Annotated in this window: 25 protein-coding genes and 1 tRNA gene; 19 read left to right on the plus strand and 7 right to left on the minus strand. The window is 58.4% G+C overall.

Translation table 11 applies throughout. From position 1 onward, the window contains the following. The first annotated feature begins 15 nt into the window (after window positions 1-15). Window positions 16-1,032 carry a GTP 3',8-cyclase MoaA gene (gene moaA, locus ACHQGU_RS06630; RefSeq protein WP_395496260.1) on the plus strand — a complete coding sequence of 339 codons (1,017 nt, stop codon included), beginning with the start codon at window positions 16-18 and terminating at the stop codon, window positions 1,030-1,032. On the opposite strand, the gene ACHQGU_RS06635 is transcribed toward moaA, so the two are convergent. Next, complete coding sequence (locus ACHQGU_RS06635; RefSeq protein WP_395496261.1) at window positions 1,029-1,916, minus strand: methyltransferase domain-containing protein; 888 nt, start codon at window positions 1,914-1,916, stop codon at window positions 1,029-1,031. The genes moaA and ACHQGU_RS06635 overlap by 4 nt on opposite strands. A 78-nt stretch (window positions 1,917-1,994) precedes the next feature. Between ACHQGU_RS06635 and ACHQGU_RS06640 the strand changes: the two genes are divergently transcribed. The 5 genes from ACHQGU_RS06640 (at window position 1,995) to ACHQGU_RS06660 (ending at window position 5,458) form a co-directional block, all read left to right on the plus strand. Continuing rightward, window positions 1,995-2,780, plus strand: coding sequence for a double zinc ribbon domain-containing protein (locus ACHQGU_RS06640; protein ID WP_408874602.1), 786 nt, complete (start codon window positions 1,995-1,997; stop codon window positions 2,778-2,780). Between the two features lie 57 nt (window positions 2,781-2,837). After that, window positions 2,838-3,101, plus strand: a complete 264-nt coding sequence (gene grxC, locus ACHQGU_RS06645; protein WP_062272744.1) for a glutaredoxin 3 — start codon at window positions 2,838-2,840, stop codon at window positions 3,099-3,101. A 16-nt stretch (window positions 3,102-3,117) separates the two neighbouring features. Beyond that, window positions 3,118-3,585 carry a DUF1178 family protein gene (locus tag ACHQGU_RS06650; RefSeq protein ID WP_062272745.1) on the plus strand — a complete coding sequence of 156 codons (468 nt, stop codon included), beginning with the start codon at window positions 3,118-3,120 and terminating at the stop codon, window positions 3,583-3,585. A gap of 95 nt (window positions 3,586-3,680) precedes the next feature. After that, the gene (locus tag ACHQGU_RS06655) at window positions 3,681-4,154 is read left to right on the plus strand and encodes a DUF2147 domain-containing protein (protein WP_231874843.1); all 474 of its coding nucleotides are present in this window, start codon (window positions 3,681-3,683) and stop codon (window positions 4,152-4,154) included. Window positions 4,155-4,180: 26 nt separating this feature from the next. Continuing rightward, window positions 4,181-5,458: a lactonase family protein gene (locus ACHQGU_RS06660; protein ID WP_062272749.1), complete on the plus strand. Its 1,278-nt coding sequence runs from the start codon at window positions 4,181-4,183 to the stop codon at window positions 5,456-5,458. Here the strand turns inward: ACHQGU_RS06660 and ubiG are convergent. Next, window positions 5,445-6,185 carry a bifunctional 2-polyprenyl-6-hydroxyphenol methylase/3-demethylubiquinol 3-O-methyltransferase UbiG gene (ubiG, locus tag ACHQGU_RS06665; protein ID WP_043552523.1) on the minus strand — a complete coding sequence of 247 codons (741 nt, stop codon included), beginning with the start codon at window positions 6,183-6,185 and terminating at the stop codon, window positions 5,445-5,447. The two genes, ACHQGU_RS06660 and ubiG, sit on opposite strands and share 14 nt — an antisense overlap. Before the next feature lie 120 nt (window positions 6,186-6,305). Here ubiG and ACHQGU_RS06670 point away from each other — a divergent pair, with 120 nt between their 5' ends. From ACHQGU_RS06670 to prfA, 6 genes are all read left to right on the plus strand, one after another. Then, a complete protein-coding gene (locus ACHQGU_RS06670) occupies window positions 6,306-7,559 on the plus strand; it encodes an aspartate kinase (protein WP_062251090.1) in 1,254 nt (417 codons plus the stop codon). Next, on the plus strand, window positions 7,552-8,637 hold the full coding sequence (locus ACHQGU_RS06675; protein ID WP_062272751.1) for a nitronate monooxygenase family protein: 1,086 nt from the start codon (window positions 7,552-7,554) through the stop codon (window positions 8,635-8,637). Before ACHQGU_RS06670 ends, ACHQGU_RS06675 begins: the two co-directional genes overlap by 8 nt. Beyond that, entirely contained in the window at window positions 8,630-10,015 is a 1,386-nt protein-coding gene (locus ACHQGU_RS06680) for a RodZ domain-containing protein (RefSeq protein WP_395496263.1), read from the plus strand. Before ACHQGU_RS06675 ends, ACHQGU_RS06680 begins: the two co-directional genes overlap by 8 nt. A gap of 130 nt (window positions 10,016-10,145) precedes the next feature. Then, window positions 10,146-11,306: a flavodoxin-dependent (E)-4-hydroxy-3-methylbut-2-enyl-diphosphate synthase gene (gene ispG / locus ACHQGU_RS06685; protein ID WP_062140149.1), complete on the plus strand. Its 1,161-nt coding sequence runs from the start codon at window positions 10,146-10,148 to the stop codon at window positions 11,304-11,306. Between the two features lie 129 nt (window positions 11,307-11,435). After that, window positions 11,436-12,707: a histidine--tRNA ligase gene (gene hisS, locus ACHQGU_RS06690; protein WP_281701293.1), complete on the plus strand. Its 1,272-nt coding sequence runs from the start codon at window positions 11,436-11,438 to the stop codon at window positions 12,705-12,707. Then, entirely contained in the window at window positions 12,704-13,762 is a 1,059-nt protein-coding gene (prfA, locus tag ACHQGU_RS06695; RefSeq protein ID WP_061504849.1) for a peptide chain release factor 1, read from the plus strand. The genes hisS and prfA overlap by 4 nt, the downstream gene beginning before the upstream one ends. A 13-nt stretch (window positions 13,763-13,775) precedes the next feature. Here the strand turns inward: prfA and ACHQGU_RS06700 are convergent, their stop codons facing one another. Further along, on the minus strand, window positions 13,776-14,252 hold the full coding sequence (locus tag ACHQGU_RS06700) for a hypothetical protein (protein ID WP_395496264.1): 477 nt from the start codon (window positions 14,250-14,252) through the stop codon (window positions 13,776-13,778). A gap of 32 nt (window positions 14,253-14,284) precedes the next feature. On the opposite strand from ACHQGU_RS06700, the gene prmC reads away from it, so the two are divergent. Together prmC and ACHQGU_RS06710 are read left to right on the plus strand one after the other, a co-directional pair. Next, window positions 14,285-15,172 carry a peptide chain release factor N(5)-glutamine methyltransferase gene (gene prmC, locus ACHQGU_RS06705; protein ID WP_395496265.1) on the plus strand — a complete coding sequence of 296 codons (888 nt, stop codon included), beginning with the start codon at window positions 14,285-14,287 and terminating at the stop codon, window positions 15,170-15,172. Between the two features lie 253 nt (window positions 15,173-15,425). After that, a complete protein-coding gene (locus ACHQGU_RS06710; RefSeq protein ID WP_215753651.1) occupies window positions 15,426-15,863 on the plus strand; it encodes a DUF4167 domain-containing protein in 438 nt (145 codons plus the stop codon). Between the two features lie 240 nt (window positions 15,864-16,103). Here the strand turns inward: ACHQGU_RS06710 and ACHQGU_RS06715 are convergent. Both ACHQGU_RS06715 and ACHQGU_RS06720 read right to left on the minus strand, forming a co-directional pair. Next, window positions 16,104-16,178 (minus strand) — tRNA-Met (locus tag ACHQGU_RS06715). A gap of 89 nt (window positions 16,179-16,267) precedes the next feature. Beyond that, on the minus strand, window positions 16,268-16,726 hold the full coding sequence (locus ACHQGU_RS06720; protein ID WP_395496266.1) for an MlaD family protein: 459 nt from the start codon (window positions 16,724-16,726) through the stop codon (window positions 16,268-16,270). 129 nt (window positions 16,727-16,855) lie between these two features. Between ACHQGU_RS06720 and ACHQGU_RS06725 the strand changes: the two genes are divergently transcribed. After that, window positions 16,856-17,704, plus strand: a complete 849-nt coding sequence (locus ACHQGU_RS06725; protein WP_062140163.1) for an undecaprenyl-diphosphate phosphatase — start codon at window positions 16,856-16,858, stop codon at window positions 17,702-17,704. Window positions 17,705-17,804: 100 nt separating this feature from the next. Continuing rightward, window positions 17,805-19,334 carry an amino acid permease gene (locus tag ACHQGU_RS06730; protein ID WP_062140165.1) on the plus strand — a complete coding sequence of 510 codons (1,530 nt, stop codon included), beginning with the start codon at window positions 17,805-17,807 and terminating at the stop codon, window positions 19,332-19,334. A gap of 30 nt (window positions 19,335-19,364) precedes the next feature. On the opposite strand, the gene ACHQGU_RS06735 is transcribed toward ACHQGU_RS06730, so the two are convergent. Both ACHQGU_RS06735 and ACHQGU_RS06740 read right to left on the minus strand, forming a co-directional pair. Continuing rightward, on the minus strand, window positions 19,365-20,480 hold the full coding sequence (locus tag ACHQGU_RS06735) for a D-alanine--D-alanine ligase (RefSeq protein WP_395496267.1): 1,116 nt from the start codon (window positions 20,478-20,480) through the stop codon (window positions 19,365-19,367). Continuing rightward, window positions 20,477-21,052: a DedA family protein gene (locus ACHQGU_RS06740; RefSeq protein ID WP_062140169.1), complete on the minus strand. Its 576-nt coding sequence runs from the start codon at window positions 21,050-21,052 to the stop codon at window positions 20,477-20,479. The genes ACHQGU_RS06735 and ACHQGU_RS06740 overlap by 4 nt, the downstream gene beginning before the upstream one ends. 220 nt (window positions 21,053-21,272) lie before the next feature. On the opposite strand from ACHQGU_RS06740, the gene ACHQGU_RS06745 reads away from it, so the two are divergent. From ACHQGU_RS06745 to ACHQGU_RS06755, 3 genes are read left to right on the plus strand one after another with little or no spacing between them, the layout of a single operon-like run. Next, window positions 21,273-22,277: a lytic transglycosylase domain-containing protein gene (locus ACHQGU_RS06745; RefSeq protein ID WP_395496268.1), complete on the plus strand. Its 1,005-nt coding sequence runs from the start codon at window positions 21,273-21,275 to the stop codon at window positions 22,275-22,277. Continuing rightward, on the plus strand, window positions 22,274-23,155 hold the full coding sequence (locus ACHQGU_RS06750) for a septal ring lytic transglycosylase RlpA family protein (RefSeq protein ID WP_395496269.1): 882 nt from the start codon (window positions 22,274-22,276) through the stop codon (window positions 23,153-23,155). The genes ACHQGU_RS06745 and ACHQGU_RS06750 overlap by 4 nt, the downstream gene beginning before the upstream one ends. 8 nt (window positions 23,156-23,163) lie before the next feature. Beyond that, window positions 23,164-24,381, plus strand: a complete 1,218-nt coding sequence (locus ACHQGU_RS06755) for a D-alanyl-D-alanine carboxypeptidase family protein (RefSeq protein ID WP_062272773.1) — start codon at window positions 23,164-23,166, stop codon at window positions 24,379-24,381. The last annotated feature ends 3 nt before the right edge of the window (window positions 24,382-24,384 follow it).

Here is a 24,384-nt window from a genome sequence, read left to right on the forward strand (position 1 = left end):
CTATATAGAGGACCTATGTTGTCCGGTTTAGTGGACCCTGCAGGGCGCCGCATCTCCTATCTTCGTGTTTCGGTCACAGATCGCTGTGACATGCGGTGTACGTACTGCATGTCCGAACGCATGACGTTTTTACCGCGCGCGGATGTTCTGGATTTTGAGGAGTTGCTGCGGCTGTGCCAGGTTTTTGTGAAGCACGGCGTCAAACGGTTGCGGATTACCGGGGGCGAGCCTCTGGTGCGACGGGATATTGGTCCGTTTTTTGAAACACTGGGCCAATGGCTGCACCATCCCGAACAGGCGGGATCTCTCGACGAATTAACCCTGACGACCAATGGCAGCAGACTGGCGCTGTATGCCGAGACGTTGTTTCGCGCCGGGGTGCGGCGGGTCAATGTCAGTCTGGATACGCTGGATGAAGAGCGTTTTGCCAGCATAACGCGGCGGGGTAAACTGGCTGCCACGCTGGACGGCATCAAGGCTGCACGAGATGCCGGTCTGGCGGTGCGGGTCAATGCCGTGGCGATGGCTGGCGTGAATGATGATGAATTTGACGCCATGCTCGCATGGTGTGGAGAAATTGGCGCAGATCTCTGTCTGATTGAAACCATGCCAATGGGGGATACGGGGGAAGATCGCACAGCGCGCTATCTGCCGTTATCAGAGGTTAAGACTGATCTTGCCAAACGCTGGACGCTGGAGCCGCTGGCAGATCGCTCAGGTGGGCCCGCGCGCTATATGCGTGTTGCGGAAACCGGGCAGCGCATTGGGTTTATCACCCCGATGAGCCATAATTTCTGTGCGACCTGCAACCGTGTGCGTCTGTCCTGCACCGGGCAGCTTTATACCTGCCTTGGGCATGAAGACGGTGTGGATCTGCGGGCTATTCTGCGGTCTGGCGGGGATGATACTGCTATTCTGACTGGCATACAGGCAGCTATTGATCGCAAGCCGACGGGGCATGATTTCATGCTGGGCGCAAAGCCAGGAGAAGTCTCCGGGCCTGTGCGTCACATGAGTGTAACAGGCGGCTAAGAACGCTTGCTATCGGTGGGTGATTCAGGCGGAGCAGCGTCAAGAACACTCTCCAGCGTATGTGTAAAGGCACCGGGTTTTAAAGGCTGCTGCTGGGTGGGTGAGGGAGCCCATGCCGTCAGAATAGCCATATGCAGCGGCATGGCGAACGTATCCGCTTCATCCGGATTCAGTTCAGCAGCAGCGGCGGGGAAGAGGAGGCGCGGTGGCACAGTCCTGCTCCGCAGCGCCAGAGCGTTTGTCTCGCCTGCTGCGCGTAAATCCCGCAAAAGCGCCATGAGAGAGCGGTAACGTAAATCCAGCTTTTCCGTATCCACAACCGGCAGGGCAAAGCCTGCACGCTGGAGCAGGTGCGCGCAGCTTTGCTGCGTTGGCAGCGGCGAGACACGCGGCGAGATCCCGTCACATAAGGCCAGCTCGGCATCATCCAGAGCCTGCCTGAGCGGGCGCAGGGTCGGCAGGATTGGCATGCTGGCGAGGAACAGGCCGTCCGGCTTCAAAATGCGGCAAATCTGGCTGAATGTGCCGGGGAGGTCATTAATCCAGTGCAGGGAGAGGCTGGCGGTCACCAGATCAAAGCTGTGCGGGGCAAAAGGGAGCGTTTCTTCATCCGCGCAGATGGCGTGTTCGGGAGCGCACGCCGCCATAGCGGGAGAAAGATCGGATGAGATGACGGGAATGCCGCGTGCCGTCAGCCGTTGCGCCATAACTCCGCGACCGCCCAGATCAAGCGCACAGGTAAAATGCCGGGTGACATCATCAAGCCGGTCCATCAGAATATCCGCAGCGGCATCCAGAATAGGCATGACTGAGGTTTGCTGTCTTGCTGAGCGGGTTCTGTGGGCTTTGACAGCTTTGCGATCAAAAATGACGGGGGCATCCATAACGGGAGACGCTGCGCGTTTCAGGTTGGTTTGCCAAGGGGAGGCGTGGCCAAAATATATGCTGCACGAGGCTTTGTGATGGTGGGGAAATATGCCCGGAAAATAGGGACGGCAGCGCTGGACGTGCTGTTTCCGCCCACGTGCCTGTTATGCAATGCGGATGTCGCGCAGGCAGGACTGGTCTGCACAGACTGTTTCGGGCGACTGCATCCTGTTGTGGCCCCCTGTTGTGATGCGTGTGCCACCCCACAAACTGCTCAGGCTTATATCGGGATGGATGGGTTATGTCCGGCCTGTGAACGCCATCATCCGCTCTGGGCGCATGCTCGTGCGGCATTTTTATATGATCAGGCAAGTCGGGACCTGATTCTGCAACTGAAATATGCGGACCGGCTCGAAAATGCCCGCTTTCTGGCAAACCGTATGGTGCAGGCCGGGCAGGATCTTTTGGTCTCGGATGCCGTGCTGGTGCCTGTGCCGGTGCATCGCTGGCGCCTGATAGGGCGGCGTTACAATCAGGCTGCGATTCTTGCCTGGGCGCTGGCGCGGAGAACCGGATCGCGCTGTGTGCCAGATGCTCTGGTGCGCAGAAAAGCAACGTCACGTCTGGCAAGCTTTTCGCCGCAGGAACGCAAGGCTGAAATGGAGGATGCCATTGCCGTGCATGGGGGACGCATCTCAGAGTTCGCGGGACGATCCGTGGTGTTGGTGGATGATGTGCTGACGACTGGGGCAACCGCAACGGTCTGCACGCAGGTCTTGCTGGATGCCGGTGCGGCCTCGGTTAGCCTGCTGGTGGCGGGGCGGGTGCCTGCGCAAAAAGAAGTTGATCTTGATTTTCCAGTCATGGAAACGACTATGTGAAGAGAAGTGTAGGCATGCCGGATTTGGCTGCCCTATAAAAATGAGGAAAACGGCAGGATGCCAGCAATAGAAATTTATACGCAGCCCGGTTGCCCATATTGCGTGCGCGCTGTGCGGCTTCTTGAGAGCAAGAATGTGCCGTTCAAGGAGATTAATGCTCCCCGAGGCACGCCGGAACGGGAACAGGCATATGAGCGCTCAGGCGGAAGTTCCACTGTGCCCCAGACATTTGTGGATGGGCGACCTCTGGGGGGCTGTGATGATCTGATGCGTCTGGAACGGCAGGGGCAGCTGAACGCCGCTCTTGGGCTGGCGGACTGATCCGGGAAGACGAGGGATGATCTGCTACCGTTTGCGCTGTGCTGTCGGGCATGAATTTGAAGGCTGGTACCGTGACAGCGCAACTTTTGCGCAGTTACAGGCTGGTGGCTTTCTGTCTTGCCCTGAATGCGGCCACGCGGACGTGCAGCAGGCGCTGATGGCCCCCGCCATTTCCAAAAAATGCTCAGACAGCCCGGCCCCTCGTCAGAGTCCTGAGAGCTCGGTTGAAGGTGCTACGGAAAAGCCTGCCAGTGCGGTTTTGCCCGACCAGATGGTCGCAGCCTTTCAGAAAATCCGGCAGGCCGTGGAAACCGGGTGTGAAAATGTGGGAGATCGCTTTGCTGAGGAAGCCTTGCGGATGCACCACAAGGAAGCCCCGGAACGCGGGATCTACGGTCAGGCCTCGGAAGAGGATCGTTCCATGCTGGCGGAAGAAGGCGTGGATGTTTTGAGTATTCCATGGGTGCGCCGTGCTGATGGCTGAATGTTGAAGGGCAGGCTGTAACGTGGCATGACCACCAGCTGGTTCCAGCCCGTACCGCCCTTCTGCTGGCGTGTCTGAAAAGGGAGAAGAGCAGCGTGATTCTCAAAAACGCGTGGATGACGGCGTTTCTCAGCTCGTTTCTGCTCTGTGCCGCAGTGATAGCGCCAGCTCATGCACAGGCAGCTGAAGCGCCGGAAAGCGTCTTTATGGGCTACTGGCTCAGCCAGGGGCATGACGGCGTTTTTAAAATTGGGATGTGTGGCGATACCGTCTGCGGTCAGCTCGTCGGACTGAGCTATCAGGGTGACGATGTGCCCAAAGACCATAAGGGGCAGTCCGAATGCGGCCTTCAGATGCTGACGGACTTCCGTCAGTCGTCCGACGATAAAAAGCGCTGGAACGGCAAGATCCTCGATCCGGATAGCGGGCATGTTTATCAGGCTCAGATCTGGTCTCCTCAGAAAGATGTTCTGAAGTTGCGCGGCTATATAGGCCTGCCACTTTTTGGTGAAACACAGACTTGGACGCGGTATGAGGGGACACTGGGGCCAGTTTGCAAAATGCCCTGAAATAAAAATAATAAGGCGATAACAGTATGACACACTCCTTTTCCCGACGTGTTTTTGGTCTGGGTAGTTTTGCTGGTGCTTTGACTGTCGCCCTGCCTGCACAGGCGGCGGATGATACAGCAAAAGCGCCTTCGCAGGATGAAAAACCAACCCGGCGGACCATCTGTTACATTGGCGGCTACACGAAGCACGGGCCGCCCGGTGGGAATGGAGAAGGCATCAGCGTTTTCGAGATGAATCAGAAAACGGGTGCGCTGACCAACCTGACAACCTTTACTGATATCGCCAGCCCTTCTTACATCACTCTCTCACCCGACCGGCGCTTTCTGTATGCGCTGAGCGAGATTAATGACTTTGACACCTCGCACAGCGGGTCCGTAACGGCTTTTCTGGTTGATCAGGCAACGGGTGGGCTGAAAAAGCTGAATACGGTTGCCTCTGGTGGGGCTGATCCTGCCCATCTGAGTGTTCATCCCTCAGGCCGGTTTGTCATGGTGGCTAATTATACTGGTGGCACCATTGGCATTCTGCATGTGCTGGCCGATGGGTCTCTGGGGCGGATGACGGACCTTATCCATAATTCCGGTCCCCGGATGCCCGACCGCGCTGCCGATAACCCGCCTGGTAACTTTGCCGTGAGCGACCATTCCTCTGCGCATCCGCACATGATCAAGACCGATCCGAGCGGCAAATTCGTGCTGGTTATGGATGCTGGCCTGGACCGCGTGTACGTCTGGACCATCAATCTGGAGACCGGAAAACTTTCTCCTGCTGCCGTTCCCTTTACGACCATGACGCCCGGTTCCGCACCACGCCACTATGTCTTCGGGTCTGAAGGGAAGAAGATTTATCTGCTGTGTGAGCAGGATTCCAAGGTGGTGGTAGCGGATTTTGACCCGCAAACGGGCAAAATTTCCCCGCAGCAGACTGTCAGTTCTGTCACAGCCCACTTCCGGGGTAGCACACTGGCGGCGGGTATTCTGCTCTCCCCGGATGAGCGCTTTTTGTATGTCTCAAATCGTCTGGGGGATTCGCTGGCAGTCTTTCAGGTGTCCAAAGATGGCAGCCTGACTCTGGTGGATGAAATTTGGACCCACGCCGATTATGGCCGGTCTCTGATGTTCGATCCGTCTGGCAGCTATTTGTATGTTGCAAACCAGAGGAGTGATTCCATCACATCATTCCGCGTGGATAAGACAACCGGCAAGATCAGCTTCACGTGGGACTTCACACCAGTTGGAAGCCCCACATGTTTTGAGTTTATGACAATCGCAGCAGACCCGACGGACGTCAGCCCTTCCTGAAGGCTGCGATGTAGTTCACGCTCAGGTCCCGGCTCTCTTTCCACCCGGAAAGAGAGGGGGACATGCCGGCAAGAGCCTGAATGCGCAGGTCGGCCTCCCGGCCAAAACGCCCCAGCTCTGCCGGGGTAAGAAATTTGCGCCATTCATGCGTGCCGATAGGCAGCAAACGCAGCACATATTCCGCTCCGATTTTGCCAACCGCCAGAGAGCGCAGGGTGCGGTTCATGGTGGAGACAATCACAATCCCACCCGGCTCCACCAGATCAGACAGCATCTTCATAAATGCTTCAGGATCAGTGACATGCTCGATGATTTCTAAGGCGACAACTGCGTCAAATTTCGCCTTTTCTTCCACCAGTTCTTCCGCACTGCCAACCCGGTAGTCCAGCGTGCCAGACCCTTCTGGCAGAGGGTGGGCTTCCAGATGCGCACGGGCGGCGGCAATGCCGTCTGCCGAGGCATCCAGCCCCAGAACATCGTGGCCGGCTTTGGCCAGAGCCTCACTGGCAAGACCCGCGCCGCAGCCAATATCCAGCACCCGCACATGGCGTGTGGTGCGGCCCCGCATGGGGAAGTGGCGACAGGCCCAGCTAATGCGCAGGGCGTTCATGGCGTGCAGCGGCCGCATGGGGCCGGTGGGGTCCCACCACTGGCTGGCCAGTGCGCTGAAGCGGGCGATTTCCTCAGGAGAAACGGAAGAGGCAGCGTCTCGGCTGGAGGGATGCATGGAACAAAATTCCTTTCCTGCTGATCTCCCCCGCTGGACGAGAGGGGGCCGGGAAGGGTATGTGACGCGCCTTGTGAAGCTTCGCAACCATTTGCAGCCCGTCTGGTGGAGAAAAAAATTATGCCCGGTTCCGTCCCTCGGATCGTCATGAAGTTCGGTGGAACATCCGTGGGGGATCTTGAGCGCATTAAGGCCGTGGCCGAGCGTGTCAAAAAACAAAAGGAAGCCGGCTGTGATGTGCTGGTGGTTGTGTCGGCCATGGCCGGGGAAACCAACAAGCTTGTCGGCTACTGTCAGAACCTGTCTGACCTGCATGATGCCCGGGAATATGATTCCATTGTGGCAACGGGTGAGCAGGTGACAAGCGGCCTGCTGGCCATTGCGCTGCAAAAGCTGGGCGTGCCCTCACGCTCCTTTGCTGGCTGGCAGGTGCCTATCCGCACCGACTCGGCACATGGCAAAGCCAGTCTGGACACGATTGACGGTGAGCGCCTGCTGGGCTGCATGGCCGAAGGAATGGTGCCGGTTGTCGCAGGCTTTCAGGGCGTGGGGCCTGATGGGCGCGTGACGACGCTGGGGCGCGGTGGGTCCGATACGTCCGCTGTGGCTCTGGCTGCTGCCATCAAGGCGGACCGATGTGATATTTATACCGATGTGGACGGGATTTACACGACAGACCCGCGTATTGTGGCCAAAGCCCGTAAGCTTGAAAAAATCACCTATGAAGAAATGCTGGAACTCGCCTCGGTAGGGGCCAAGGTTCTGCAGACGCGCAGCGTGGGACTTGCCATGCGTGAGCAGGTGCGTGTTCAGGTGCTTTCAAGCTTTGTGGATGGCCCGGCGATGGTTGAAGGTAAACTGCCCGGCTCTCTTGTGGTGGATGAGGACGAAATCGTGGAAAAGAAACTGGTAACCGGCATTGCGTATTCCCGTGATGAAGCAAAGCTGTCGGTCAGGCGTATTCCTGATCGTCCGGGTATTGCCGCGGCCATTTTCGGCCCGCTGAGCGAAGCCAACGTGAATGTGGACATGATTGTGCAGAGCACGGGTGCTGATGGCACAACGAACATGACATTCACCACCAGCAAGACCGACCTGCCGCGCGCTATCAGCACGCTGGAATCTGTGCGGGATGCCGTGCAGTATGAAGAGCTGGCAACAGACGATGATGTGGTGAAAATCAGCGTTGTCGGCACAGGCATGCGCTCGCATGCCGGCGTAGCTGCCACCATGTTCCGGACGCTGTCTGAACGGTCTATCAATATTCAGGTGATCTCTACCAGCGAGATCAAGGTGTCCGTCCTGCTGTCTGCCGAATATGCAGAGCTGGCCGTGCGCGCCCTGCACACAGCCTATGGACTGGACAATGTCTGACATGCTCGCTCTCGACCTGAACGCCCCGCCGACCGAGGCTGAAAAAGCCCGCGCCCGGAAGCGCTTTGACCATTTGTGTCGGCGCGGCACGGAGTTTCTCGGCACGGACTACGCCATTCTTGGCGGTGCGATGTCCTGGGTGAGTGAGCGGAATCTGGTTTCGGCCATTTCCAACGCAGGCGGGTTTGGCGTGATTGCCTGCGGTGCGATGCAGCCCGAACGGCTGGCGGAAGAAATTGCTGCAACCCGTGCGATGACAGATCGCCCGTTTGGCGTGAACCTCATCACCATGCATCCGCAGCTGGATGAGCTGGTGCAGGTCTGCCTGAACGCTGGCGTAGGCCATATTGTTCTGGCCGGTGGCATTCCGCCGGGTGCTGCCATTAAAGCGGCGAAGGAAGGTGGTGCAAAGGTTGTGGCCTTTGCTCCGGCACTGGTTCTGGCCAAACGTCTGATTAAAATGGGTGTTGATGCGCTGGTGATTGAAGGCGCAGAAGCAGGCGGCCATGTCGGCCCTGTTTCTCTGACGGTGCTGGCGCAGGAAATCCTGCCGCATATCGACCAGGTTCCGGTGTTTGTGGCTGGCGGTCTGGGCCGTGGGGATGCTCTGGTGTCCTATCTGGAGCAGGGGGCATCCGGTGGCCAGCTGGGCACACGTTTTGCCGCTGCGGCAGAAAGCATTGCGCATGAGAAATTCAAAAAGGCCTTTGTGCGTTCCAATGCGCGCGACGCCATTACGTCCGTTCAGCTGGATGAGCGTTTCCCGGTTATCCCGGTACGTGGACTGGTGAACGAAGGGAGCCGACGTTTCCTTGCACATCAGGCTGAAGTTATTAACCGCTTCCAGAGCGGTGAACTGACGCGTGAAGAAGCTCAGCTTGATATCGAGCATTTCTGGGCTGGCGCGTTGCGCCGTGCTGTGATTGATGGTGATGTTGAAAACGGATCTGTCATGGCCGGGCAGTCCGTGGGTATGGTAAAGGCCGTTCAGCCTGTGGCTGAAATTATCTCTGACCTTGTTGAGCAGGCTGTTGTGGCGCTCGTCCGCCAGCAGCGGCGCATGGATTGTAATGGCTGAATCCGGTTCTGTTCCAGAGCAGGAACTTCCTGCTTTCACCTCCCCTTTGCCTGATGTTGAAAGCCTCGGGGTGGGGGCGGCGTTGCGTACGCGGCGGGAACAGCTTGGATGGTCTTTACCGGATGTCGCAGCCTGGCTGCGGATCCGTGAATCTTATCTGGAAGCACTGGAAAGCGGGCGAGCTGGTGTTTTTCCTGCAGAAGCTTATGCACTGGGATTTTTGCGCACCTATGGGGCCGCTTTGGGGTTTGATGCCTCAGCGCTGGTCGTGCGCTATAAGCGGGAAGGGAAAGGCGGGGGGCGTAAGCCGGACCTGACATTCCCCGCACCGCCGCCTGACAGGCGCATCCCGCCCGGCGTCAGCGTCTCTCTTGGGCTTGCAGTTATCCTTGCGAGTTATATCGGCTGGTATCACTTCATCGGCCATGCTCCGCCACTGCCGGAGCATGTACCGCCGGTTGCCACCATTATTCCCGGTGCACAGACCAATAACGCGCCGTCCCCGCAGGTCGCCTCCATTCTGCCGGGGCCAGGTGCTGTGCCATCTCGCAGGCCAGAGGATCAGGCTTCTTCCGGGGTAAATGGTGCCAGTGCGCCTCAGGCGCAGGCTGGCAGCCCGCCGTCTCTGGATCAGAACGGCAATCCGGATTTCTCAAAGCCGTCATTTCCTGCGACGCAGGGTGAAGCGACGCCTGATGCCGGGGCGGTTGCTGGCGTAACCGGAGAGACTGCTACCGGAAACAGTGGGGCGGCAGGGGGCACGCAACCTGTGTCAGATCAGCCGGGCACCATCGCTCCCGCAGCTCTGCCGGATAATCAGGTTGTTCTCAAGGCCATTGCTCCCAGTTGGGTGCAGGTGAAGGACGCCAGCGGCAAGGTTGCGTACGATCACATCATGCAGGTGGATGATCAGTGGACCGTGCCCGCAGAAGGCGGCCCGTATAGCCTCACTGTAGGCAATGCAGGCGGTATTGTGCTGAGCTCAGGGACCGTGACGACGCAGCCGCTGGGGCGGAACGGGTCCGTGCGCAGAAAGCTGGTGCTGACGCCTGAGGCTGTAAAGGACGGCTCTCTGGCCGCTGCACAGGCTGCGTCGTCAGCCGGTGTGTCTGGCCCGGGCCCGAGTGTAAGCCCCGCGGCACAAACGGGTAACGGTGTGCCTGCCGTGCCAGAGAGCAGGCGGCCTGCCGGAGTGAGCGGTGAGGGTCCTGCATCGACTGTCGGGGCGGATGGACAGCCGCTGTCACCCCCGCCAGTTGCGGATGCACCGCTACCAGAGTCACCCAAATCCCGGCCTCGGCATCGCCCTGTAGAAAAGCCTGAACCCAGTGCGGATGATCTGAATGCTCGTCAGCTTCAGGGGATAAGCGGGCACTGAAGGACTGTTTTTCGTGCTTTCATGTAGCCAACGCGCATTGATTTTGGCAGGAAGGCATCAAACGTAATGGGCAGGCGCGTGACGGAACGCGGTTTGCCTGACAACTGTCGTCGCGACAAAAGGATGTAACATGAGTGGCTACCGGCCTTACCAGCATATCGAGCGTCGGAAATCACGGAAAATCCATGTCGGCAAAGTTGCCGTCGGTGGGGATGCGCCGATTTCCGTCCAGACCATGACCAACACCCTGACCAGCGATGCGCAGGCCACGATCGAACAGATCCGCCGTGCAGAACTGGCAGGCGTGGATATTGTGCGTGTGTCCTGCCCGGATGAAGACAGCACCAAGGCGCTGGAAGAAATCGTGCGCGAAGTGAATGTGCCCATCGTGGCCGATATTCACTTCCACTACAAACGTGCGATTGAAGCCGCCAAAGCCGGTGCTGCCTGCCTGCGCATTAACCCCGGCAATATCGGCAGCCCCGACCGCGTGCGTGAAGTGGTTCAGGCCGCCAAAGACTATGGCTGTTCCATCCGTATTGGTGTGAATGCCGGCTCTCTGGAAAAGCACCTGCTGGAAAAATATGGTGAGCCGAACCCCGAAGCGCTGGTGGAAAGCGCTCTGGAACACGCCAAAATTCTGGAAGATCATGACTTCCGTGAATTCAAGATCAGCGTGAAGGCTTCTGACGTGTTCATGGCCGTTGCAGCCTATCAGCAGCTGGCTGATGCCTGTGACTATCCGCTCCATATCGGCATTACGGAAGCGGGCAGCAAACGTGCTGGCACCGTGAAGTCTTCTATCGGTCTGGGCAATCTGCTGTGGGCCGGTGTGGGTGACACCATGCGTGTTTCCCTCTCCGCAGCGCCTGAAGAAGAAGTGCTGGTAGGCTGGGATATTCTGAAATCCCTCGGTCTGCGTCATCGTGGCGTGAAAATCATTTCCTGCCCGTCCTGTGCGCGTCAGGGCTTCAACGTGGTTGAGACGGTGCAGACGCTGGAAGATCGTCTGGCCCACATCAAAACCCCGCTGACCCTTTCCATCATCGGGTGCGTGGTGAATGGACCGGGTGAAGCGCTGATGACTGACCTCGGCGTGACCGGCGGTGGCTCTGGCCGCCACATGGTCTATTCCGCTGGCAAGCAGGACCATACCGTGCCGGGTGGCGACATGATTGAGCATGTTGTGGAACTGGTGGAAGCCCGCGTGGCGGCCATTCAGGCAGAAGAAGCTAAGGAAAAGGCTGAAGGCGTAGTGCCGGAACTGCCGGAAATGTCTTCCGCCAAATAAGGTCTCGGACAGGTGCGTGCGCGAGCTTTCTGCCTGCCACGCCCCCGAGAGATTTTTCCTTTTTTATTACAGATCAGGACACGATATCCGGCGGTCTGAACCGTGCGGATGTCAGGTCGGGAGTCATTCGTGAGCAGCATTCAGCCCGTTAGAGGAACGCACGACCTTATTGGGGAGCAGCAGCGCCGACACGCCCATGTGGTGTCTGTCGCCCGCCATATTGCTGGCCTTTACGGGTTTGATGAATGGGCGACCCCGATCTTTGAAGAAACCCGCGTGTTCTCCCGCTCTCTGGGCGATACGTCGGACGTGGTTTCCAAGGAAATGTATTCCTTTAATGACCGCGACGGGGAAAGCCTGACCCTGCGGCCGGAAGGGACAGCAGCAATCTGCCGTGCGCTGGTAACCAATGGCCTGACCCAGTCTTTGCCGCAGAAGGTTTTTTATGCCGGCCCGATGTTCCGGTATGAGCGCCCGCAGAAAGGCCGGTATCGCCAGTTCCACCAGATTGGTGCGGAGCTTCTCGGCGCAGCGGAGCCGCTGGCTGATGCAGAAGCCATTGCTCTGGCGCATCAGCTCCTGACAGCACTTGGCGTTGCGGATGACGTGACGCTGGAACTGAACACACTAGGTGATACAGCCAGCCGTGACGCCTGGCGGGCGGCGCTGGTGGCGTATTTCTCCGGCCATAAAGACAAGCTTTCCGAAGACAGCCTGAACCGTCTGGAAAAGAACCCGCTGCGTATTCTGGACAGCAAGGACGCCGGGGATCGCGTTCTGGTAGCCGATGCGCCGATGATGGAAGAATTCCTGACACCGGAAGCGCGCGCGTTCTGGGACGGTCTCCGGCGTACGTTGGACGGGTTCGGGATCGCCTACAAGGTCAACCCGAGCATTGTGCGCGGGCTGGATTACTACAACCACACGACGTTTGAGTTCGTCACGCGCCGCCTTGGCTCTCAGGGCACGGTGCTGGCTGGTGGGCGTTATGACGGGCTTGTGCAGCAGATGGGTGGCCCGGAAGTGCCGTCTATCGGGTGGGCTGCCGGGGTGGAGCGCCTTGCCATGCTGCTTGAGGAAGCGCCTGCTGCACCGCGTTCTGTGGTGATTGTACCGGTTGGATCGCCGGATGAAGGGGCTCTGCTGAGCATCCTGCAAACGCTGCGTCAGCAGGGCGTCCGGGTAGAAATCGGCTATCGTGGCTCCCTGCGTAAGCGCATGGAGCGGGCCGGCAAACAGAATGCCAGCCACGTGCTGTTCCTGGGCGACGATGAACTGGCGCGAGGCAGCTTCCGTGTGAAAAACATGGAAACGGGCGAAGAAGCAGAAGTCTCGCGCGATACGCTGTTCTCCAACGCTGCCAGCGTGTTTGCCAAAGCAGGTGAGTCTGCCGCGCAATGACTTTAGACGAACGGCTGGACAGAATTGTTGGCCGGGCGCTGGAGCTTGAAGCCCTGCTGGCAAGCGGTGTGAGCGGTGAGGCCTTTACACAGGCCTCACGGGAGTACGGGGAAATAGAACCCGTCGTCTCCCGCATTAATGCCCTGCGGGCGGCGGAGCAGGAAGCCCGTCAGGCGGAAGCCCTGCTGGCTGATCCTGAAATGAAGGAACTGGCTGAAGCCGAGCTCTCCGAACTGCATGAAACACTCCCGCAACTGCGGCAGGATGTCCGTCTGGCCATGCTGCCGCGTGATGCGGCGGATGAGCGCAGCGCCATTCTGGAAGTCCGTCCTGCGGCGGGGGGTGATGAGGCCGCTTTGTTTGCCTCAGAACTGTTCGATCTCTATCGCCGTTATGCGGACCTTCGGGGCTGGCGCTTTTCCGTCATGGATTATGATGAAAGCGAGCTTGGCGGCCTGCGCTGCGGCATTGCAGAAATTACCGGCAAAGGCGTGTTCGCTCGCCTGAAATATGAATCCGGCGTGCATCGGGTGCAGCGTGTGCCCGCTACGGAAAGTCAGGGTCGTATCCATACCTCAACCGTGACGGTGGCTGTGCTGCCGGAAGCGGAAGAAGTGGATGTGACCATTGATGAAACCGATTTGCGCATCGATGTCTATCGCGCCTCCGGTGCTGGTGGGCAGCATGTGAACAAAACGGAAAGTGCGGTGCGCATCACTCATATGCCCAGCGGCATTGTGGTGGCCATGCAGGAAGAAAAAAGCCAGCATAAGAACAAGGCTAAGGCCATGAAGATCCTGCGGGCGCGGCTGTATGAGCGGGAGCGTGCGCAGGCGCATGAATCCCGAGCAGCAGACAGGCGTTCTCAGGTTGGTACGGGTGATCGGTCCGAGCGTATTCGCACTTACAATTTCCCGCAGGGGCGGGTGACGGACCATCGCGTGAACCTCACCCTCTACAAGATTGATCGCATCATGCTGGGTGAGATTGATGACTTTGTGGATGCGCTGACGCAGGAAGAGCAGGCGGCTCTGCTGGCGGCCGAAGGCTTGTAAGGCCCCCGGTCTTTCAACTGACCGGGGTTGCGCAGACGTTGGACTGGCCGGGGTGATGTTCCGCTGCGTCCAGATCATCCGGGTCCTGCAGGAAAAACTCGGTAAAATTGTCGGACCCCAAAGCATAGAAATGATGATGGTCGGGGTTATGCAGCGTGCCGTCGCTATTCACCTCATGTGTTTCCACACGGCCTTCCGGCGTGCGGATCGTAATCTCTCCACACAGGGTATAGGTGTGCTCAAGGCGGCCTGCGGGAGTTGTCACCCGAATGGTTTTTTCCGGGGTCTGGTCATTTAGCCGGATGGTGGCCGCGAGTGTGCCATCAATATAAATGCGGGAGACTTCCGAGATTTCAGCACTGGCCTTGCCGTCCGTCACGGTAAATTCGCCAGCCAGCGCAGGGGCTGCGGCAAGTGGCGCTGTGACAAGAGCGGCACAAACCGTTAAGGCCGTGCGGGAGATGGGGAGAATGCTGAAAAAACGCGTCATGGAACCCGAACCGCTGACAGGAAAGTACTCTTGTGACTAGAGCAGAAAACAACCAGACCGGCCAGACTCTGGAGCAACTGCTCGCTCTGGGCACGCAGCAGCTGGCCGAAGCCGGAATTGAGTCGCCCCGGCGTGAAGCCCGACTGTTGCTGACCTATGCTCTGGGACTCACGCCGGAACAAATGCTTTCTCGTTCCCCGCGTGATCTGGTGCCGGAACAGCCTTTTCTTGTGTATCTGGCACGACGGGCGGCGCGGGAGCCTATGGCCTTCATTACCGGTAGCAAAGGCTTCTGGACGCTGGATCTGGCGGTTTCCCCCGCCACTCTGGTGCCGCGTGGCGATAGTGAAACGCTGCTGTCCTGCCTGCTGGACTATTGCCCTGAGACACAAAGCCCGAAAGCCATGCTGGATCTGGGAACGGGAACCGGTTGCCTGTTGCTGGCCGCACTGGCGGAATATCCCCACTCCTGGGGCATTGGGGTTGATATCAACCCGGATGCTGCTGTGCTGGCGCAGGAGAATGCCCGGCGCTGCGGTCTGGCGGACAGGGCGCTCTTCATGGCCGGGGTATGGGACAATGCCCTGCAGGGGCAGCGCTTTGACGTGGTGCTGAGCAACCCGCCCTATATCCCTACAGCTGATCTGGCGGAACTGATGCCGGAAGTGCGGCTGCATGAGCCTCTGGCCGCGCTGGATGGCGGAGATGATGGAATGGCAGCCTATCGGGTGCTCTGTGCCCGTATGCCGCATGTGCTGGCGCAGGATGGGGTAGCGATTTTTGAAATCGGGATCGGGCAGGGGGAGGACCTGCGGGCTGTGGCGGCTGAGGCAGGGCTTGAGGTGCTGGAAATCCGTTCCGACTTTGGAGATGTGCCCAGAGCCGCAGTTTTGCGGGTCTGTCGTGAAATGAGTGCATAAAAAACAGGTTGGCTTTATGGCTGCTGATTGATAATATGCCGAAAGCTTATCCTTTTGGTAGCGATGGTCTTCTTTTAGCCGCTACCCGGACAAGCCATGGGGCTTTTTTACTCAGCAGCGGTTTTCTCTGCGCTGGACTAAGCCCGTTCCGAAAGACAATTCGGCCTTCAGTCAGGAAACGCGTCTTAACACAATAGTCTTGGACTGTTTCTTCATGCAGAACGCCATGAACAGGAAAGTGCTGCGATAGCTCATGAATGTAAAACGGATGCGAACCAGAAATCATCGCTCCAGCGGTGGGAGTGGTGGTACTTCCCGGCATCTGAATGGTCAGATCCCGATGAACCGGAACCATGTTTTTGATAGCCATGGACCGGATGTCCGTGTGCGTGGGACAGCCCAGCAGCTTTTTGAAAAATATCTTCAGCATGGTCGCGACGCGACAGGCGCGGGTGACCGTGTTGCGGCTGAAGCCTATTTTCAGCATGCCGAACATTATTTCCGTATCATGAACGCTATGGCGCAGGCTGCTCAGCAGAGCCAGCAGGAGCGTGCGGAACGTCAGGCAGCGCGTCAGAGCCGCCCGCAGATGAATGCAGGCGACGAGACTAACGACAGCCGTCAGGATGGTGATGACGCTCAGCCGCCACACGGCGAAGCCGAGCCTCAGCCGGAATTTTCTGAGCACTGAGAAAAAAGACCATGTGCTTCAGCCCGCTTTGATGATGGGCTGAAGGGCAGGGCGTGATGTGTTCCATGCTGTTTTTGCGGCGTGGAAACAGCATTACGGCGGTGACTGCGCGCAATGTGCAGTGGTTGCCAGCTCAGCTATTTTTAAAAAAGAAAAGACCGAACCCTTTAAAATCAGTCCGGCATATCGCGGGTAAGTCTAAAACTTACTGCGCCTAAACGCCTGATTTTTAAGGAAAGATGGTAGCGGCGGACGGATTTGAACCGCCGACCAAGGGATTATGATTCCCCTGCTCTACCGCTGAGCTACGCCGCCATCGTTCGGTGGAGGTGATCTACTATCGTGAGGGGGAGGCCGTCAAGACGTGAAGTCTGAATTTGTTACAAAAAATGTGCAGCCTCGTCTTACTGGCCCAGATTTCCACCGCCGAAGATATAATTGCTGACCTGCTGCTCCAGGCTGGATGGCTCGATCGTGTGGGTCATCATGGTGCCGGGGGCGACGGGGGTGTGAGATTTGCCCGGTTCGATAATCAGAGCGTTGTCGGATGAGAGCGTGCTGCTCCCGATTGTCAGCGTGCTGTCTTCCGGCAGCTTCAGTTCCGAATTCAGGCGGAAGCGCACAATGGCCATCTGGGAGACCGGGTCCAGCGCGACGGAAGAAACGCGGCCAACATTTACACCGGCGAGAGCCACATCCGCACCACGGTTCAGGCCGTTGGCGGAGACAAAGCGGGCGGAGAGGTCATACCGATCCTGCCCCGGTGCTGTCTGGGTGGCGCGGGCATAGAGCGCAAACGCCAGAGTGCCAGCCAATACTGCGCCGCTAAAAATGCTCGCGCCTGCGCGGCCACGTCCAATCATGAGTGTAATCTCTCCATTTGTCCTGCCGTGGCGTGGTGCGCCTGAGCCCATCAATGCTTGCAGCACGTACGCACATGGTGCAAGGACAACCTTCCTTCTTTGATGCGGCCAAATCAGGGTTTGTTACGGATGTCTTTCATTCAGGCGATGATCATAGCGCTCCTGCAAGGGGCGACGGAGCTTTTTCCAGTCAGTAGTCTGGGGCATGCCGTCATTCTGCCTGCGCTGCTGCACTGGTCTTTTGACCAGCATGCTCCGGCATTCCTGCCATTTCTGGTCATGCTGCATCTCGGTACCTCCGTCGCATTGCTGATCTTTTTCTGGAAAGACTGGGCTGCTCTGGTCAAAGGGGCGCTGGGGCAGGCGGGGCAAAGTTTGCAAATGCAGAGCCTGCATATCCTGAGTCTTCTGGTGGTTGCGACCATTCCGGCAGTGATTATCGGCGGCCTGTTTGAGCATATGTTGCGCAGCCTGTTCGGCTCCGCCTCTGCCGCCGCAATTTTCCTGTTCCTGAACGGTTTCATGCTGCTTCTGGCGGAAAGACTGCGCGGTATTTCCGGACGGACAGACGTGCGCACCGTGGCGGATATGACCTATAAAGATGCGGTGATTATTGGCCTGTTCCAGTGTATTGCATTCTTCCCCGGTTTCTCCCGCTCAGGGGCGACAATCTGCGGTGGCCTGCTGCGTGGCCTGCGGCATGATACAGCAGCCCGCTTTTCTTTTCTGATGGCAGAGCCCGTCATTATCGCTGCGACGGTGCGTGAGGCTTTCAAGCTGCGCTCCGAGCCGTTTGATCCGGCCCAGATGCATCTGGCGATGATCGCCGCTGTCGTGTCCGGCATCACTGCGCTGGCCAGCACGGCTTTCCTGATGCGGTATTTCCGTGACCATGATCGGTGGGCGCTGTCCCCATTTGCCTATTATTGTATGGCGGCTGGCGCGATTGCGACCGTGATTTTTCATTTCTCTTCGTGAACGAATAACCTACGCTGTGCCGGGCGTAGGATAATACTGTAGTGGCAAGCCGGGCTGGATGATCAGGCCCGGTTTTTGGTTGGAGGTTACACAGGCTCTCATGGGGTTTTCATCCTGCCCGGATACAGGGCGGTCTCGTCGCAAATCACTTGAGAGAATTGAGCAGGAAAACGGTGCTCAACGGCTGAAGAGAACGCTGGGACCTGTGCAGCTCACCATGCTCGGGGTTGGTTCGACCATCGGGGCTGGCATTTATGTCATGACCGGTACGGCGGCTGCCAACTATGCCGGGCCTTCCATTCTGCTCTCCTTTATTGTGGCAGGGCTGGCGTGTCTGTTTACCGCCCTGTCTTACGGTGAGCTGGCATCGGCCATGCCGGTTTCAGGCTCAGCTTACACCTATGCTTACGTGTCCATGGGCGAGGCCTGCGCATGGGGTGTCGGGTGGCTGCTGCTGCTGGAATACGGTATTTCCTGCGCTGGCGTTGCGGCAGGCTTTTCCGGCTATGCTGTCAGTCTGCTTCAGGATTTTGGTATCCAGATCCCGCATGCTCTCACCACCACGACCTTACAGGTCATCTTTGATAGTGCCGGTCGGCATATTTCCGGCGGCGGTCAGCTGGATCTGGTGGGAGCCTTTTCCATTCTTGTGGTGACTGGCCTGCTGATTCTGGGGGTTAAGGAATCCCTGCGGATCAATACAGCCATTGTCTTCCTGAAGGTTGGGGTGCTGGCGGTCTTTGTGGGGGTTGGCCTCTGGCAAATTCACCCTGCTTACTGGACACCCTTTATCCCGCCGCATGAAGGTGGCTTCCGATACGGCATTCCGGGGATCTTCCGGGCCGCGTCCATTATTTTCTTTGCCTATGTGGGGTTTGAGGCGGTTTCAACGGCATCCTCCGAAGCGCGGAACCCCCGGCGGGATATTCCGGTCGGGATTATCCTCTCGCTGCTGATCTGCACCGCAGTCTACATGATTGTGGCGGCTGTGCTGATTGGGGTCGTGCCCTGGAAGCTGCTCGACGTAGCGGACCCGCTGGCGGTGGCAGTGAATGCCATGCATCAGCCATGGCTGGCGTTTTTTGTAAAAATCGGCGCGGTGATTGGCCTGTGCTCCGTGCTGTTCGGGCTGCTGTATGCGCAGAGCCGCATCTTTTTTGCCATGGCAGAAGACGGCTTACTGATGCCGCTTTTCTGCAAGCTGCACCCGCGGTACTGCACGCCGTGGATCGGTACCATTCTGCTGGGTGTGGTGGTGGCTATTGCGACCGCGACGCTGCCGATTGATATCATTGGCGATCTTGTCAGTCTGGGCACAGCCACAGCCTTTGGGATTGTTTGCTTTACGGTCATCTGGATCCGCAATACGGCCCCGGACTTCCCGCGCACGTTCAGTGTGCCGGGAGGCGGCTTTACAGTGAAAGGGATCTGGATTGGGTACGCCCCGCTACTGGGCATCCTGTTCTGCCTGATCATGGCAGCGCCCCTGTTTGTCGACATGATTTTTGCGCTGTTTTCCGGGGACCCGGTGCCCGCCACTCTGCTGGCGGTTTATTGTGGGATCGGCTGGGCCAGTTACCGGTTTTATGGTCGTAAACATTCCCGGCTAGGGCGGGAACTGGCCGATTGAAGGTGTCGAGAGGCTGCTTAAGGCAGCCTCTTAGTCGTTCATGGGGTAGGAAGCCAGCAGGCGCTTCTGCCGCCGCCACAGGCGGACACCGTGCCACAGGCCGCTGGATTTCCAGCCTTCCTTTTTCTTCTTGGCCCCAATGCGAAATGTTTCCCGGTAATGGTGGAACTGGGCCGCATAGGCTTCCCGCAGGGTCGTGCTGGAATCCCAGATATGGGTTGCTTCCGAGCCGACACCGTTGATCTCGATAATCTCGAATTTTTCGCCCTGTTTGAGCGCCTCAACGGACTCGAATTTCACATCTACCCGGCCAAAATGGAAATCGGGAATGTCCTGCATGATCTCATCCAGTCGATTGACCAGAGCCGGGGTGATATCCGCAGCACCATTATGGAAAATGGCGCCTTTGCAGTGGTTGCCGGCAAAAACGAGGTCGAGCGTTTCCCCTTGCGCCAGCACGTCATTCAGGCGCGCTTGCAGGCGAGGGGTGTAGATATGCAGCAACAGGCTGGTGCGCGGGTCCTGCTTGAGCAGGTCCAGCACCGTGGAACGGCCATCTCCGACCAGCACGGGAATATCTTTGTAGGTGAGAGAGGAAATCTCACCGCGCGGGCTGTCCGGGTGGCGGATATAGAACAGGCCAGCTTCATGCTTGTAGGGAATAAGACGCTGGAGGACGAGTTTGATACGGCGTGGGAAGGCCGCCAGAGCCGCCGTCAGTTCCGCTTCCGTGCGGGCCAGTTTAACGCCGGTACCGTTACAGCCAACGTCGGGTTTAACCACAACAGGAACACTCAGCCCTTTGTCTTCTAAGGCTGCCAGTGCACGCTTTGTATCATCCGTGCCTGTGATGAGTGTGGTGTAGGGCGCAATCCAGCGGGAGGCAACGCTACCCGCCATATCCAGAATGCCGCTTTTGCTCTCACCGCACAGGCCGCCGGTTTCAATCCGCGGATTGGCGGCCGTCGGGGTGCTGAAGTCTCCGTAACGGATACCCAGCAGGATCCAGTAAATGACAACGGGCGTATAGAACGCCCAGCCCGGCCAGAACTCAAAGCTGGACAGCGGAGAGCTGGGTTTGCTCCGGGCCTGTCCTGATGGAGTGGAAGCCTGATGAGGCTGAGACGATGTGGACAGCTGGGTCATTTTCCCTGCTTCTGAATGCGGGCGGCAATGCGACCCATAATGATAATGACCAGCACAAAGCCGAAGATACCGACCCAGCGCCAGGTTCCGAGATGGGCCAGCAGAAACCCACCGATGCGCAGCGATAGCGCAAAAAGGGCAGATGTCCAGATCATGGTGGCGAGAATGGTGGCCAGAGTGAAGGTGCGCAGACCTGCATTGAAAAACCCGCAGGCCGTATAGAGCGGCAGACGGGTGCCCGGCACAAAGCGACTGATAAACACCACCTTGAACAGTTTTTGGGTCAGCCACTGCCGCTGCACGTCCCGCTCCGGGGTTTCAATCCATCTGCGGGCAGGGGGCCAGCGCGCGGCCAGATAGCCCAGCCCGTATAGTCCGACATCTCCTGCAACAATTCCGACATAAAGCGCGATTAAAGCTGTGCCCGGCGCCAGTGTATGGAGCTTGACCTGTATGGCGGTAAGAACTGTGGCAGCATCTTCAAGAATAAAAGTAGCGATGATGACAATGAGAACCTGAAAAAGCGGCTGTGTTGTTGTCAGTTCAAGAAAATGGTCCAGAGATCCGGGCATACAGAAAAAGGGTCCACAGGTCGGAGTGCGGGAGTGTCACAGGATGCGGGGAGAGAAGGAGTCTCCACACGCCCGAATGTCAAGCAATACAGCAGATACAAAGGCGCACGGAGTGCGAAACATGCCGTATGGGTGTATCTGAGAGACAGACAAGATGTGGGAGGATAAAGTGACGTCCTGTCCCGCTGGTTTATGCGTGTAACAACAGGGCTGATACGGAATGCTGAGAAGACGATTTCTTGTGGGCGGGGCTGTGTCCGCCGCTGTGGCGACCCCGGCTTTTGCAAAAAGCAAAGTGACGCACGCCTCATCTTCTGCCGCTGAGCAGGGGAGCTATGCCGCGTTTCTTGCCGGTGTGCGGCGGGAAGCCATTAGCAAAGGCCTGTCCGCTTCTGTGGTGGACGACGCGCTGGCGTTAACGTCCGAACCCAACGCGAAGGTTTTGAAGGCAGACCGGCATCAGCCGGAATTCACCCTGACATGGGCGCAATACAAGGCGCGGGTGATTACCGATAAAAAGATTTCAGACGGGCAGGTGGCTGTTAACAAGCGCGAGGCGCTGCTGGGTAAGGTGAGCCAGCTTTATGGCGTGGATCGCGGTGTGATTGCCGGCATCTGGGGGCTCGAATCTGCTTACGGCACCAAAATGGGCACGTTCCATGTGGTCGATGCGCTTGCGACTCTGGCATATGACGGACGCCGGGCCGCCTTTTTCCGCACGGAACTGTTCAAGGCGCTGACTATTCTGGGGCAGGGCGATATTACGCCTGCGGGCATGCTGGGGAGCTACGCCGGGGCTATGGGGCAGCCGCAGTTCATGCCCAGTGCGTATGAGCAGTATGCGGCCAGTTTCCCCGCCGGTGGCCGGCGCGATATCTGGACCAATGAAGGCGATGTGTTTGCCTCTATTGCCAACTATCTGGCCAAATGCCACTGGATTGCCGGTCAGCCGTGGGGCGAGGCTGTCGATGTGCCGGATTCCATTGATCAGGGGCAGATCGGGCGGACAATCGTGCGTCCGGTTTCCTACTGGGCAACGCAGGGTGTGCGGCCGCAAGCGGGCGGTGACTTTACCCATATGGGGCTGAGCGGCGCCATTATCCGGCCTGATGGCGTTGGGGGTGAAGCCTATATGGTGTACCACAATTTCAATGTCATCCGGCGGTATAACCCGTCTGATTTTTATGCTCTTGGTGTTGGTCTTCTGGGTAGTGCCGTGGCGTGAAAAAAGCCGTTCTTTTCTGTTGCGTTGGTGTGGCGGCCTGTTCCAGACCGCAGCCGCCAGCGGTAAAGCGTGATGTGCATTATGTGGTTGGTCCCGCCTGGCAAGCTGGAGCGGCATGGCTGTATCCGAGAGAGGATTTTTCCTATCAGGCTATGGGGCTGGCTGTTCGTCAGCCAGCGTCTGCTCAGCCACTGACCACAGACGGAGAAGTGCGGAATCCGCTTTCCATGACAGGAAGCCATCCGACCTTGCAGCTGCCTGCGGTCGTGACGGTGATCAATCTGGACAATGGGCGGGAAATTACCATCCGCGTGAATGATCGCGGTCCGGCGGAAGCCGGGCGCGTTCTGGGGCTGTCACCCAAAGCGGCGGATCTGCTTGGGGTGGGCGCGGAGCCTGCTCGTATCAGGATTGTGGAGGATGAAGCGGCCAGTCGTCAGCTGGCGGAAGTGCTGCCCGGTGGCCCGATGTTGCAGATTAACGCCGCTCCGCGGGAAGCTGTAAGACAGACGGACCTTGGTGGTTCGGGTGCTATCCTTCAAAATACAGGCGTATCCCCTCAGCCGGAACAGCAGACAGCCTCCGCAGGGCAGGCTACGGCTCAGACAGCTGTCCAGTTGCCGGCGCTTCCGGTCCAGTGGCGGCAGGGGCAAGCCGTTCCGACTCAGCTTTGGGTTGAGACGGCAGATTTTACAGCGCGTGGGGCAGCAGCAAGGCTGGCCGCGCAGGATGGAGGCTCGGTCTGGCCTTCTTTCACACCACAAGGCAAGATGTGGGCTGTCCGACAAGGACCTTTTACGACTATAAGCGACGCGGATGCGGCCTTGAAGCGTGCACTCGCTGATGGCTTGACCGGATCTCATATCGTCGTCGAATAGGAAAGAACGTGCAAACTCGACGGTTTCTTCTCGCAGGGGGCGCAGCCCTCCTCTCAGGTAGTTATTCTCTGACTGCTTTTGCCCGTAAGCCAAAGGGAGCGCACCCGCATGCGGCTGCTCCTGCCGCTGCGGCGCCTCAGCCTGATGGAGTAGCGCAAACACCTGCGACCACGCCTGTCGGCCCGCTGGATACACTGGCGCGCTGGGCGTGTATTATTGACTATAAGAGTGGCGCAACCCTGCTTGAAAAAGCAGCGGACGAACGCATGCCTCCGTCTTCTCTGACCAAGATGATGACGGCTTATGTCACGTTCAGCATGCTGAAGGCTGGCCGCCTGCGGCTGGATCAGGCACTGCCGGTGAGCGAACGCGCCTGGCGAATGCAGGGTTCCCGCATGTTCGTGCCGTTGGGGCAGAGCATTCCGGTGCAGGACCTTATTCAGGGCATGGTCATTCAGTCCGGCAACGATGCCTGTATCGTGCTGGCGGAAGGGATTTCCGGGTCTGAAGAACAGTTTGTCACGCTGATGAACGACATGGCGGGCAAGCTGGGGCTAACCAATTCCCACTTCATGAACGCCACAGGCTGGCCTGCAGAAAACCACTACATGACCGCCCGCGATGTCGCCTATCTGGCGCTGCGGCTGATCCATGATTTCCCGGAATACTACCATTATTTCTCGGAAAAAGAGTTTTTCTTCAACAAGATCCATCAGGCAAACCGCAACGCGCTGGTTGTTAAAGGTCTGGCTGACGGCCTGAAGACCGGCCACACGGATGCTGGTGGGTTTGGCCTGTGTGCGTCGTCTGAGCGTGAAGGCCGCCGGGTTATCATGGCCATTAACGGCCTGCCGACGGATGGGGCCCGTGCGCGTGAGGGTGAACGCCTGATGGGCTGGGCCTTTGCGAATTTCGAATCTGCGACCATCGTGTCCAAAGGCGATGTTCTGGAACAGGCGCCCGTCTGGATGGGCACAAGCCAGACCGTGCCGCTGGTAGCCGCGCAGGACTTCACCATGATGCTGCCGCACGGCTGGCGGAATGGGACCCATCTGTCTCTGGATTATCAGGGACCACTGGCGGCTCCCATTCAGCAGGGGCAGCCGATCGGGCAGTTGACCGTGATGCTGCCGGGTGGCCGGCAGGCGCTGGTGCCGGTGGTGGCCGGGCAGAGTGTGCCGGCGCTTGGTGTTCTGGGGCGTGCTGCGCGCCGTCTGCACCTCTGAGCC

The sequence above is a fragment of the Acetobacter sp. KSO5 genome (assembly GCF_044094635.1).
GTDB lineage: Bacteria > Pseudomonadota > Alphaproteobacteria > Acetobacterales > Acetobacteraceae > Acetobacter > Acetobacter cerevisiae.